Origin of the sequence: Microbacterium californiense, from assembly GCF_047246625.1 — a bacterium.
Taxonomy (GTDB): domain Bacteria; phylum Actinomycetota; class Actinomycetes; order Actinomycetales; family Microbacteriaceae; genus Microbacterium.
Map to the genome: position 1 here is coordinate 1,787,629 of NZ_JBFOKQ010000001.1, position 12,142 is coordinate 1,799,770.

13 protein-coding genes are annotated in these 12,142 nt (G+C 71.1%); 6 read left to right on the plus strand and 7 right to left on the minus strand.

The window, feature by feature from the left end:
* Positions 1 to 27 precede the first annotated feature (27 nt).
* Entirely contained in the window at positions 28 to 930 is a 903-nt protein-coding gene (locus tag AB3M82_RS08510; protein WP_412957048.1) for an ROK family protein, read from the plus strand.
* A 114-nt stretch (positions 931 to 1,044) separates the two neighbouring features.
* Here the strand turns inward: AB3M82_RS08510 and AB3M82_RS08515 are convergent, their stop codons facing one another.
* The 4 genes from AB3M82_RS08515 to AB3M82_RS08530 all read right to left on the minus strand — a co-directional run bounded on the left by AB3M82_RS08515 (position 1,045) and on the right by AB3M82_RS08530 (position 2,727).
* Entirely contained in the window at positions 1,045 to 1,350 is a 306-nt protein-coding gene (locus AB3M82_RS08515) for a hypothetical protein (protein WP_412957049.1), read from the minus strand.
* Entirely contained in the window at positions 1,347 to 1,709 is a 363-nt protein-coding gene (locus AB3M82_RS08520; protein WP_412957050.1) for a hypothetical protein, read from the minus strand. The genes AB3M82_RS08515 and AB3M82_RS08520 overlap by 4 nt, the downstream gene beginning before the upstream one ends.
* A gap of 8 nt (positions 1,710 to 1,717) precedes the next feature.
* On the minus strand, positions 1,718 to 2,020 hold the full coding sequence (locus tag AB3M82_RS08525) for a hypothetical protein (protein WP_412957051.1): 303 nt from the start codon (positions 2,018 to 2,020) through the stop codon (positions 1,718 to 1,720).
* A gap of 116 nt (positions 2,021 to 2,136) precedes the next feature.
* Positions 2,137 to 2,727 carry a dihydrofolate reductase family protein gene (locus AB3M82_RS08530; RefSeq protein ID WP_412957052.1) on the minus strand — a complete coding sequence of 197 codons (591 nt, stop codon included), beginning with the start codon at positions 2,725 to 2,727 and terminating at the stop codon, positions 2,137 to 2,139.
* A 246-nt stretch (positions 2,728 to 2,973) separates the two neighbouring features.
* Between AB3M82_RS08530 and AB3M82_RS08535 the strand changes: the two genes are divergently transcribed.
* From AB3M82_RS08535 to AB3M82_RS08550, 4 genes are all read left to right on the plus strand, one after another.
* Positions 2,974 to 4,605, plus strand: coding sequence for an ABC transporter substrate-binding protein (locus AB3M82_RS08535; RefSeq protein ID WP_412957053.1), 1,632 nt, complete (start codon positions 2,974 to 2,976; stop codon positions 4,603 to 4,605).
* A gap of 150 nt (positions 4,606 to 4,755) precedes the next feature.
* Positions 4,756 to 5,838 carry an ABC transporter permease gene (locus AB3M82_RS08540; protein WP_412957055.1) on the plus strand — a complete coding sequence of 361 codons (1,083 nt, stop codon included), beginning with the start codon at positions 4,756 to 4,758 and terminating at the stop codon, positions 5,836 to 5,838.
* Positions 5,835 to 6,707, plus strand: a complete 873-nt coding sequence (locus tag AB3M82_RS08545; RefSeq protein WP_412957056.1) for an ABC transporter permease — start codon at positions 5,835 to 5,837, stop codon at positions 6,705 to 6,707. Before AB3M82_RS08540 ends, AB3M82_RS08545 begins: the two co-directional genes overlap by 4 nt.
* Positions 6,704 to 8,302, plus strand: a complete 1,599-nt coding sequence (locus AB3M82_RS08550) for an ATP-binding cassette domain-containing protein (RefSeq protein WP_412957058.1) — start codon at positions 6,704 to 6,706, stop codon at positions 8,300 to 8,302. The genes AB3M82_RS08545 and AB3M82_RS08550 overlap by 4 nt, the downstream gene beginning before the upstream one ends.
* Positions 8,303 to 8,456: 154 nt before the next feature.
* On the opposite strand, the gene AB3M82_RS08555 is transcribed toward AB3M82_RS08550, so the two are convergent.
* The 3 genes from AB3M82_RS08555 to AB3M82_RS08565 are packed head-to-tail and all read right to left on the minus strand — an operon-like array spanning position 8,457 to position 11,334.
* Positions 8,457 to 9,338, minus strand: a complete 882-nt coding sequence (locus AB3M82_RS08555; RefSeq protein ID WP_412957059.1) for a polysaccharide deacetylase family protein — start codon at positions 9,336 to 9,338, stop codon at positions 8,457 to 8,459.
* Positions 9,339 to 9,350: 12 nt separating this feature from the next.
* Complete coding sequence (locus tag AB3M82_RS08560; protein WP_412957061.1) at positions 9,351 to 10,046, minus strand: fumarylacetoacetate hydrolase family protein; 696 nt, start codon at positions 10,044 to 10,046, stop codon at positions 9,351 to 9,353.
* Between the two features lie 16 nt (positions 10,047 to 10,062).
* Positions 10,063 to 11,334 carry an MFS transporter gene (locus tag AB3M82_RS08565; RefSeq protein WP_412957063.1) on the minus strand — a complete coding sequence of 424 codons (1,272 nt, stop codon included), beginning with the start codon at positions 11,332 to 11,334 and terminating at the stop codon, positions 10,063 to 10,065.
* Positions 11,335 to 11,461: 127 nt separating this feature from the next.
* Here AB3M82_RS08565 and AB3M82_RS08570 point away from each other — a divergent pair, with 127 nt between their 5' ends.
* On the plus strand, positions 11,462 to 12,136 hold the full coding sequence (locus AB3M82_RS08570) for a GntR family transcriptional regulator (RefSeq protein WP_412957065.1): 675 nt from the start codon (positions 11,462 to 11,464) through the stop codon (positions 12,134 to 12,136).
* Positions 12,137 to 12,142: the final 6 nt, after the last annotated feature.

Consider the following 12,142-nt stretch of genomic DNA (forward strand, 5'->3'; position numbering starts at 1 on the left):
TCCGCGCACACGGGCGAGGAGACGCCGATGACCGCGGTGCTCGGCATCGACTACGGCGGGACGCGCACCAAGCTGCTGCTCGCCCGGCGTGCCGGAGAGGAGTGGGAGGTCGTCCGACAGGACAGCGTCGCGACGGCATCCGGATCCGTGGTCGCGATCGTCGATGAGGTGCGCTCCTTCGTGGGCGCCGACCCGGTGGCGGCCTTCGGCATCACGGTGCCCGGCGTGCTGGACGAGGCGACCGGCACAGTCGTGCGCAGCACGAACCTGCCCTGGCTCGATGCGACGCGTCCCGCCGACGACGTGCGTGCGGCATTCCCGACGCTCGGGCCCGGCGTCGCCGTGCAGGACGGCTCGGCCGCCGCGCTCGCCGAGGCGACCCTCGGCGCCGGCCACGGGCATCGCGACGTCTTCGTGGTCACCCTCGGCACCGGGGTCGCGGGAGCCCACCTGATCGACGGCGGCATCCGGGCGGGTGCCCACGGCGCGGCGGGCGAGATCGGACACGTCGCGACCGGCGGCGTGCTGCGCTGCAGCTGCGGCGGCGTCGGATGCCTCGAGACCTTCATCGGCGGACGCAACCTCGGGATGCGGTGGGACGCGGTCGTCGGCACCGGCGGACCCTCCGGCGCGCGCGAGGTCGTCGAGGCGGCGGATGCCGGAGACGGTCGCGCCGCCGCGATGCTCGACGAGGCCACCGGCATGCTGGCTCAGGGGCTGCTCGGGCTCGTCGCGACCGTCGACCCGGGCGTCATCGTGCTCGGCGGCGGCGTCGCCCAGGCGCACGAGCGGATCGTGGCACCGACCGTGGCGAAGGTCGCCGCGGGCGCCACGTTCCACGCGGTGCCGCCGATCCTCCCCGCGAGACTCGGCGCCTGGGCGGGTGCCTGGGGTGCGGTGCTCCGCTCGGGAGGGCTCGACGGTCCCTGATCCGTGTGAACGTCGGTCAGGGACTCCCGACAGCCGACCTTTCGCACCGATCCGTGACCGGTGACGAGGGGGTCAGGCGGCGGGACTGGGAGGCGCCTGGGCGTCGCTCCGCCGTCATCCGTGAGGTCGACGGGGTGCGAGGAGAGTGTGGATGCCGAAGCCGATCAGAGCCGGGACGATGCAGAGCAGCAGGACCTGCAGGAGGGGCTCGAAGAGTGGGCGGTTCCACAGGAACACGATCCCCCCGGGCATCGCGGCAGAGAAGAACACGATCGTGCCGAGGCCGCGGGATCGACTGCGACGCTGCTTCTCGCGCGGGGGACGGCGAAGGCGGCCGAGCTGCAGCCCGTAGGCCAGGGACACGATCACGAGGGCGATCGCGACGGCGATGCTGATGTGGGTGGCGGTCTGCTCGGTCATCGGACGCTCTCCTTCGCGGTGTCGCCGGTTCGATGTCTGGTCGTGATCGCGTGGGCGCCGTAGCCGACGGCGAAGGGCAGGGCGATCAGGACGAGGAACTGCAGCCAGAGGGGCCCGAACAGCGGATGCTCGGCGCTCCGAAGCCCGAAGACGGCGAGGACGAGGGGGTAGGCGATCAGCGTGAAGGTCGCCCCGCGCATCCGGCGGTGACGTGCGATGCGGGTGGTGATGCCGAGGCACAGGGCGGCGGTCGCGACGATCACCGCAGATGCGACGAGGACGAAGACCGAGGCGGTCATCGAGTCTCCCTCGGGGGAGGGCGTCGAGAGCATGCGGACGATTCCGACCATGAGGATCATGTCGCCCCTCACTCGTCGGAGTCCGTCGTCGGGTCCGACCCCGATCGGCGCACGTGCTCCGCGACCACCGCGAAACCGAAGCCCACCAGTGCGGGAAGCAGGATGAGCAACGAGTACTGCAGCCACAGCGGCTCGATCACGGGCTCCCGCCACAGCTGCACCGCCGCATAGACCAGCCAGATCGGTCCGAGGATCGCGAGGGCCCAGCGTCGACGCGCGGGCCTGTCACTCCGGTAGGAGGCCACGAGCATGCCCAGGAACAGTGCCCATGCCACCGTTGCCACCGCGAAGAGGATCGGGGCGAATGTCATTTCGTGCCTTTCGCTCGTCGACCCTCCCCAGGATGGACAGCGAGTCGGCGACGTTAGGCGGCGCGACTGGGAGCGGGCTGAGAACGAGCGCCGCGCACGAGATCCGGCGCGGATGCTCAGGCGCGGCGGTACTCCGCGACGATGGCCCCGCGCGACGTCACGACCGAGCGGGTCAGGGTCAGGGCCGAGGGCGCGGTGCCGTCGGCGAAGAGCCGCTTCCCGCCGCCGACCGTGACGGGGAGGATCGTCAGGATGTAGCCGTCGACCAGGTCTGCCTGCTGGAGGGCGTGCAGGAGCGCGGCGCTGCCCAGGAGGATCAGCTCTCCCTCGCCCTGCTGCTTCAGGCGGCCCACGGCCTCGACCGCCTCGCCGTGCAGGAGCGTCGAGTTCGGATGGGGCAGCTCGGTGTCGGCCCGGCGGCTCGCGACGAACTTCGGCGTCTTGCGGAGCACCTCGGTGAAGGGGTTCGGATCGGGCGTCGTGAGCCAGTGCTCGACGAGGTCCGTGTACGTGTGGTGGCCGAAGACCATGCCGACCGTGGCGTTGCCCCCGGCCATGGCCGCCGCGCCGGCCTCGGGGTCGGTGGCCATGTGCGTCGAAGCCCAGCCGCCCCTGGTGAAGCCGCCGGACGTGTCCTCGTCGGGGCGTCCGGGGGACTGCATGATCCCGTCGAGCGAGACGAACTCCACGGCGATGAGCGTGTGCATGGCGGCATCCGTCCTACGGACCAGGGCAGCCCGTTCTCGAGTCACGGTAGTCTGCCGGCCGCCCCGTGCACATCCCCTCCGCGTCCGAGCCGGGTGCGGCGGGTGGGGGGAGCGTAGCGGAAGGGATGCCGGAAGACGACCGTGTGACGCCATCTGACGCCGGGTGTCGCCCCGTGTAGCCCGCCCTTCCCGGCATCCGCGGCCCTGGATACTTTCGGAACTCCCGAGCAACCGAGAGGACCGACCGTGGCATCCGCAAGACACCCCCGCCGCCTCGGCGCTGCCATCGCAGCCGCCGTCGTCACCGCACTGACCCTGACCGCGTGCGCCACGGCGACTCCGGCCGAGACGAACGGCGACGGCGAGCCCGTCACCGGCGGCGACCTGGTCGTCGCGGCTCGCTCGGAACCGCCCCAGCTCAACCCGCTGGTCGATCAGACGGGCGGCGCGCACGTGCTGAGCCCGGTCGTCGACTCGCTGGTGTGGGACAACGGCGACGGCACCTACGGCACCTGGTTGGCGACCGAGTGGGAGGTGTCCGACGACGCCCGCGTGTACACGTTCACGCTCCGCGACGACGTGACCTTCCACGACGGCACGCCCTTCGACGCCGAGGCGGTGAAGGCGAACTTCGACTACGTCGCCGACCCCGCCAGCAAGTCCACCGGATCGGTCGCGAAGCTCGGACCGGTCGCCGAGGTGCTCGACGAGTACACGGTGCGCATCACGCTCGAGCAGCCGGAGTCCACCTTCCTCACGCTGATCGCGGCGCCCTACTTCGGCATCGTCTCGCCGACGCAGCTGCAGGACGACCCCGAATCGCTCGCCTCGACCGTCGTGGGCACCGGCCCCTTCGTGTTCGACGAGTGGGTCAAGGGGCAGAGCCTCCGCTACGTGCGCAACGACGATTACGACTGGGGCCCCGAAGGGACCCACGAGGGCGCGGCGTACCTCGACACGATCACGTACCGATTCCTCCCCGAGGACCAGACCCGGTACAACGCGCTGCTCACGGGCGAGGCCGACATCGTCGACTACATCGCCCCCGAGTACGCGGAAGAGGCGAAGGCCGACGACCGGTACGAGTCCGACGAGTTCCTGCTGCCTGGTGTCGGCTTCTCGCTGCACCTGAACACCCGCACGACGCCGTTCGACGACGTCCGGGTGCGGCAGGCGCTGCTCACCGGCATCGACCGCGAGGCCATCGTCGCGAGCGCGACGTTCGGCGCGTACCCGGTGCAGGAGTACCTGGCCACCACGACGCCCGACTTCAAGAAGGACCTCGAGAACACGATCGAGTTCGACGCGGGTGCCGCCGCCGACCTGCTCGACGAGGCCGGCTGGAACGGGACGGATGCCGACGGCTACCGCACGAAGGACGGTGCCCGTCTGAGCACCACGGTGCCCTACGCCGACAACGACCAGCTCGCCCAGCGCACGCTGGAGCAGGTGCAGATCGACGCGAAGGAGCTCGGCTTCGAGCTCGTGCTGCAGCCCGTGCCGGCCGCGGACTTCTCGCAGCGGCTCTACAGCGGCGAGTACGGCATCATGCCGTCGTTCCAGTCGGAGGCGACCGGCATGCAGCTGTGGCGCCTGTACGGCGGGGACAACGTCTCGGACGGCACGACCATCGGCTCGAACGCCTCGTTCCTCGCGGATCCCGAGCTCGACGGCATCCTCGCCCAGGCCCGCGCCTCGGCCGATCCGGCGGCGCGCGCCGACTTCTACGGCCAGGCGCAGGAGCTGCTTCCCTCGCTCGCCCCGTCGATCCCGCTGTACTCGCGGGCCCGCGTGGTGGCCTGGCAGCCGAACGTCCACGGCGTCGCGTGGGACTACGCGTGGCCGCAGCCCTACCTGTTCGACGCCTGGAAGAACTGACCCTTTCTCGGGGCGGCCCTTCGTCTCGCTCCGCTCGCTCAGGAACCGGGAGATCCGGTTCGCTCGCTCAGGAACCGGAGCTCACCCGGTTCCTGAGCGAGGAGCGTCGCGACGAGACGAAGGGCCAACCCGCATCACCGGAGGAGAAGCATGAGCGCCGTCTGGAGAGTGCTGCGCCGACTGGGCGTGAGCCTGATCACGCTGCTCGGTGCGGCGACGCTGACGTTCTTCGCGCTGCGGCTCGTGCCCGTCGATCCGGCGTTCGCGATCCTCGGAGCGGGTCAGCAGCAGGTCGACATCAGCCCCGAGGTGCTCGCGGTCGTGCGGCAGGAGTACCACCTCGACGAGCCGCTGATCGTGCAGTACCTCCTCTACCTCGGGCGACTCGTGCGCGGAGACCTCGGCATGTCGTACGTGCAGGAGCAGCCCGTCGCCCCGCTGCTGCTCGCCCAGGCGGGTCCGACCGTGGCTCTCGCGCTCGCCGCGGTCCTGCTCGCCGTGGTGATCTCGCTCGTCGGCGGGGTGCTCACCGCCGGGCGCCGTCTGCCGAGCTGGATCTCGTCGGGGGTGGAGCTCGTGCTCGCGTCGACCCCGGTCTTCTGGCTCGGCTTCGTGCTCATGCTCGTGTTCGCGGTGTGGCTCCGGGCGCTGCCCATCCTCGACAGCGGCGACCTGCGCTCGCTCGTGCTGCCCGCGCTGACCCTCGCCCTGCCCACGGCCGCGCTGCTGCTGCAGGTGCTGCGACAGTCGCTCGACGACGCGCTCGAGCAGCCGTTCATCCTCTCGGCTCGCGCGCGCGGCCTGAGCACTCTCGCGGTGACGGTGCGGCACGCCCTCCGGCATGCGGCGGTGCCCTACTTGACGATGCTCGGCTTCTCGTTCGGCGCGCTGCTCGGCGGCGCCGCGATCACCGAGACGCTCTTCAGCCGCCCGGGTCTCGGACGTCTGCTCGTCGACTCGGTCGCGGCGCAGGACATCCCGGTGGTGATCGGCGTGGTGCTCGTCGCCACGGCGGTCTTCATCCTCGTGAACACGATCGTCGACCTCTCGTACGCGCTGGTCGATCCGCGGGTGCGCGAGACCGGCCGCGCGCCGACCGAGCCGCTCGCCGCGGGCGTCGCGACCTCGGATGCCGTCACGGCGCCCGAGCCGGTCGTCGACGCCGAGCCCGGTACCGCGCCTGGAGCCGACCCTGCGCGCCCGGCGTCCGAGACCGAGGAGGTCCCCGCATGAGCGCCGGTGTCGTCGCCGAAGCCGTGACCGCCCGGCAGCACGTCCGCTGGCGCGGGTGGGTGCGTCTGGCCGCCGATCTCGGCACTCTGCTGTGCGCCCTCGTGCTCGTCGTGTTCGTGCTGGCCGCCGTCTGGCCGCAGCTGCTCACGGGGCAGGACCCGCTCGCCGCCGACCGGTCGTTGATCCTCGCGGCGCCGTCGGCGCAGCATCCGCTCGGCACCGACGAGATCGGACGCGACGTCTACGCTCGCATCGTGTTCGGCGCACGCAGCTCCCTCGTGCTGGGCTTCGGCGCGGTCCTGATCTCGCTCGTGTTCGGCACCGTCTTCGGACTCGTCGCCGGGCTCTCGAACCGCGTCGTCTCGACCGTGACCCTGCGGCTCACCGACATCGGAGCGGCGTTCCCCGAGCTGGTGCTCGCCATTCTCATCCTCGCCCTGTTCGGCGGCGGACTCGCGACGGCCACGATCGCGATCGGCATCGCCGGCATCCCGTACTACGTGCGGGTGGTGCGAGGCGAGACCCTGCGCGTGCGGAACTCCGCCTACATCGAGGCGTCCCGCGGGATGGGACTGTCGCGCGCGCGGGTGCTCGGGCGGCACGTGCTGCCGAACGCCGTGCGCCCGGTCGTCGTCATCGCCACGATCGGCCTCGGCGGCGCGACGCTCGCCGGGGCGGCGCTGTCGTTCCTGGGCCTGGGGAGTCCGCCGCCGATACCGGAGTGGGGGTCGATGCTCTCGAACGCGCGCAACTTCCTCACGCTCGGATGGTGGGCCGCGGTGTTCCCCGGACTCGCAATCACCCTGTTCGTCATCAGCACGACCGTTCTCGGCCGGCGGCTGCAGGCACGTCTGGAGGGACGCGGATGAACGCGCTGATCAGAGTCGAGGGACTCCGGGTGTCGTTCGGCGGCCGCGTCGCCGCCGACGGCGTGGGGTTCGAGATCGGCCCGGGCGAGTGCGTCGCGCTCGTGGGGGAGTCGGGCTCGGGCAAGTCGGTGAGCGCTCGCAGCCTTCTCGGCCTCGTCGGCGCCGGATCGCGGGTGGATGCCGCGGTGCTCGAGATCGACGGACAGGATGCCCGGCGCTTCTCCGAGCGGCGGTGGCGTCGTGTTCGCGGGCGTCGCATCGGGTACATCCTTCAGGACGCCCTGTCGTCGCTCGACCCCCTCCGCACCGTCGGAGCCGAGGTGCGCGAGGCGATCCGCGCGACCGGCGGCCCGCGCGGTCGTGCCGCGCGCGAGCAGGCTCTCGACCTGCTCCGCCGCACCCATGTGCCCGACCCCGAGACCCGCATCGACGAGCGACCCGCCCAGCTCTCCGGCGGACAGCGCCAGCGCGCGCTGATCGCGACCGCCCTCGCCGGGGACCCGGCCGTGCTCATCGCCGACGAGCCCACGACCGCCCTGGACGTGTCGGTGCAGAAGCAGATCCTCGCGCTGTTCGGCGAGCTGAAGGCGCAGGGCATCGCGCTGCTGCTCATCAGCCACGATCTCGCCGTGGTGTCGCAGCTCGCCGACCGGGTCGTGGTGCTCCAGGGCGGTGCGGTCGTGGAGTCGGGCGACACCGCCGACGTGCTGTCGTCGCCCGAGCATTCGTACACCCGGTCGCTCATCGACGCCGCGCCCCGCTTCGAGGCCCCGCCGGACGCCGACGCGGACGTTTCCCGGCCCCTGAGCGAGGAGCGCAGCGACGAGACGAAGGGCGTCACCCGGGATGCCCCCGACGTCGTGCTCGCCGCCGAGCACGTGAGCAAGACGTTCCGCCTTCCCGGGGGAGGGGAGCGCCAGGCGCTGAAGGGCGTCTCGGTCGCGGTGCGCCGGGGCCGATCCCTCGGGGTCGTCGGCGAATCCGGGTCGGGGAAGACGACGATCGCCCGCATCCTGGCGGGCTTCGAGACGCCCGATGCCGGGACGGTCAGGCGTGGGGGCGACGACCCCCGCGACGTGCAGTTCGTGTACCAGGACCCGGGGGTGTCGTTCGATCCGCGGTGGACGGTCGGGCGGCTGCTCGACGAGGCGGTGGGGCTGCGGCATCCGTCCCTCGCACGCCGCGAGCGGTCCGCCCGGGTGCGCGGCTGGCTGGAACGCGTCGGCCTCGCCGCCGGCCTCGTCGACCGCCGCCCCGCGTCGCTCTCGGGTGGCCAGCGCCAGCGCCTCGGCATCGCCCGGGCGCTCGCCGTGGAACCGGCGGTCGTCGTGCTCGACGAGCCCGTGTCGGCGCTCGACGTGGCGGTGCAGAAGCAGATCCTCGAACTCATCGCGCGGCTGCAGGCCGAGACCGGCGTCGGCTACCTCTTCATCTCGCACGACCTCGGGGTGATCCAGAAGGTCTGCGACGAGGTCGTGGTGCTGCAGGGCGGCGTGGTGCGCGAACAGGGTCCGACGTCTCGGGTGCTCCGCGACCCCTCCGACGCGTACACGCGGATGCTCATCGACGCGGTACCGTCGCTCCCCGCACGCTGATCCCGCCGCTCGCCCGTCTGCGAAGGGCGTCCCGGGCGGCTCAGCTCACCAGCATCCGCAGCGTGAGGACGGCGGCGAGCACCACGACGACCGCCCCGACCCCGAACACCCCCGGGCCCGCGCGAGGCGGATCCGGGGGTGTCGGGGTGCGGGTTCAGCTCTGCTCGCTGTACCAGTCGAGGATCTGGCTGCCGGTCATGAAGACGGCACCGGGGTGGGCATCGATGTGCTCGAGCGCCTCGCGCAGGTAGCGGGCGCGGTGCGGCGCTCCCATGATGTACGGGTGAACGACCAGCGCCATGACGCGGGCCGAGTCGCTCGCCTCGGCGTCGTGGTGGATCTGCTCGAACTGGTCGATCGCGCGCTGGCGGTACTCCGCGGCGGCATGGTGCTGGATGAGCATCATCGCCACGTCGTTGCACTCCTGCGTGTACGGGACGCTCGTGAGTGATCCGCCGGCCGTCTTCAGCGATACGGGCTGGTCGTCGAGCACCCAGTCGCACACGTACTCGTAGCCGTTGTCCTGCAGGATCTCCGGCGTCTCCCACGTCTCGGTGAGGCCGGGGCCCAGCCAGCCGCGCGGGGGCCGGCCGGTGGTCGACGCGATGGCCTCGGTGGTGAGCCGGATGTCCTCGCGCTCGTCATCGACCTTCTGCATGTTCTTCTGCGTGAACCCATGGCCGATGAACTCCCAGTCGCGCGCCAGGGCAGCGTCGGTGATCTGCGGGTAGGTCGTGATCGCCTTGCCGTTGATGGCGAGGACGGCGGGGATGCCGAGGTCGTCGATTATCTCGGCGATGCGCCAGAATCCGACCCGGTTGCCGTACTCGTGCCAGGCCCAGTTCGGCACATCCGGCGTCGGCACTCCTCCCGCCGGAGGGGTGAGGACGGTGCGGGGCATGGGCTGGTCGGCGGCCCACTCCTCGACGTTCACGATGAGCCAGACCGCGACGCGTGCGTCGCCGGGCAGACGCAGCGGCGCGCGCTCCGTGATGGGGGTGTACGGGATCCGCTCGTGCGGGTGCATCTTCTCCATGGTGTTCTCCGGTCAGTCGACGATGGTGACTTCGAGGTCAGCGGCACCGGTCACGCTGACGGTGACGGTGTCGCCGACGTGCAGCTCTCCGACCCCGGCGGGAGTGCCGGTCATGATCAGATCGCCCGGCTCGAGGCGGTACTGGGCGGAGAGGCGGGAGACGATCTCGGCCGGCGACCAGATCATCAGGTCGAGGGTGCTCGTCTGGCGGACCTCGCCGTTCACGCGGGCCTCGAGGGATCCGGCATCCGTCACCGACAGGTCGTCGACGCGGGTGATGGCGCCCACCGGGGCCGAGGCGTCGAAGGCCTTACCCATCTCCCACGGCCAGGAGCGGTCGCGGGCCTCGAACTGGAGGTCGCGGCGGGTCAGGTCGAGACCGGTGGCGATGCCGAACACGTGCCGGGCGGCATCCGCGACCGCGATGTCTGAGCCGCCTCGGCCGATCGCGAGCACCAGCTCGCCCTCGAACTCGAACGACTCGGTGGCGACGGGGTAGGGGATCTCGCTGCCCGGTCCCCGCACGGCATCGCGCGGCTTCTGGAAGAAGAACGGATCGTCGCGCTCGTCGGCTTCGCCCATCTCGCGGATGTGCGACACGTAGTTGCGACCGACGCAGTAGATGCGGCGCACGGGGAACCGCGACTCCTCGCCGACGACCGGGAGGGTCTCGGGGGCGAGCGCAGGGGGCAGGGGGAGAGTGGTCATGATGGTTCCTTCCGGCTCAGCGAGCCATCCGCTTCGGGTCGAGGAGGAGGGAGGCGACGGCGCCCACGGCCGCGATGCCGCCGATGACGATGATGCCCGTGAGCTGCCAGCCCATCTGGGTCGCGGCGGCGCCGATGACGTAGCCCGAGAACGCGGCGGGGATGTACAGGGCCGCGATGAACAGACCCGACGCCTTGCCGGCGAGCGGAGCGGCGACGGCCTTGACGTGGTAGCCGGCGAGGTTCACGTAGGTGGTGCCGCTGATGACTGCGCCCCACAGGAACGAGAACACGGCGTGGAACGCGAAGGATGCCGGACCGGTGAACAGGAGCACGGCGAGGGCGATGCCGATCACGAAGCTCCCCGGCAGGACGAGCCGGGCGGAGAAGCGGTCGCCGAGGTAGCCGCCGACGACGGAGAGGATGGCGCCGAGACCGAAGATGCTCATGACGCCGACCTTCTCGCCCACGTCGAAGCCGAGTCCTTCCTGGAGGTACGTCGGGTACATGCCGAGGTAGCCGTAGATGAGCAGTCCGCCGGCGATGGTGGAGAGCACCAGGAGCACGCTGTTGCGGTTGCGGAGAGTGGCGGGGAGGGCGGCACCGCCGACGGCGACGGTGGTCGTCGTGGTGGGGGTGGGGGCGTCGACCTCGACCGCGGCCTCGGTGGACGCCTCGGTGAGCCAGCGGCGCACGAAGATGGCGACGGCGACGATCGCGACGGCGCCGAGCAGCCCGAAGACGATGAGCGGCATGCGCCAGTCGTGTGCGGCGAGGAGGGCGCCGCCGACGACGGGGCTGATCGCCGCGCCGACGGCGAACGACAGGTTGACCGACCCGATCGCGACGGCTCGATGCCGGGTGAAGTACGACGCTGCGATGGCCAGCAGGGCGGTGAGCTGCATCGCCTCGCCGAGGCCCGACAGGGCGCGGTAGACGAACATGTCGAGGAAGCTGTGGGAGAGGGCCGTCATCAGCGTCGTGATCGAGAAGACGAAGATGCCGATGATGACGATGAGCTTGCGGCTGAGGCGTGCCATGAGGAACGCCGTCGGGATGCCGGCCAGACCCATGCCGAGGGTGAACACGGTCGAGAGGAGACCGGCATCCGCGAGGCCGAAGCCGTACTCCTCGCGCACGTCGGTGACGAGGAGCGGGAAGAGCTGACGGTCCATCGCGTTGATGACGTACGACAGCAGCAGGATCGCGAACATCGCGATGGCCATCGACGTGCGGTGGTTCGGACGGGTCGTCCGCTCCTGCGTCGAGGCGGGGGTGGTGGCGTTCACGGGCGATAACTCCTTTGTCATCTGACGGGTTGCCGCCACTGTATACAGAATATGCAACGCATGCAAGGTATGCAGATCGGCGGGAGTCGCGTTACGCTGAAAGCCCCCGCGACGAGAGGTTGCCGCCATGAGCGTCTTCGACAGCACCACACGCCCCGCCAGTGCTGCGGACGAGAGCTACGCGCGCCTCCGAGACCTGCTCACCTCCGGCGACTTCCAGCCCGGCGCTCGTCTGCCCGAGAACGACCTCAGTGCACGGCTCGGAGTGAGCCGCACGCCGCTTCGCGAAGCGCTGCGCCGCCTGCAGAGCGACGGGCTCCTCACCATGACGTCGCGCGGCGTGATGGTCAGCAACCCGAGCCGGCAGGACATGATCGCCCTCTACAGCTACCGCGCGGCCCTCGAGGGGCTCGCGGCGGAGCTCGCGGCGAAGCGGATGCAGGAGGGCGAACTGTCCCCCGCACAGGTCTCCCGTCTCCGGGCGCTGCGGGAGCGGGTCGAGCAGGGAGTCGACGCCCCCATGACGGCATCCGCGAACCTGGAGCTGCACCGCTACATCGCCCAGCTGTCCGGGAACGAGTTCGTGAACGACGCGCTGTCGCGGGTCTGGGACCTCATCTCGATCGCGAGCGTGCAGAACATCGGGGAGGATCGCGCCTGGCGCGGCGAGATCGACGACCACCACCGGGAGATCGTCGATGCGATCATCGCCGGAGACGGCGCGACGGCGTTCCGCGCCGCCCGCACCCACGTCGAAGCCGCCGGGAGCGTCTACGCCTCCCAGCATCCCGACGGCCGCTGACCTCGC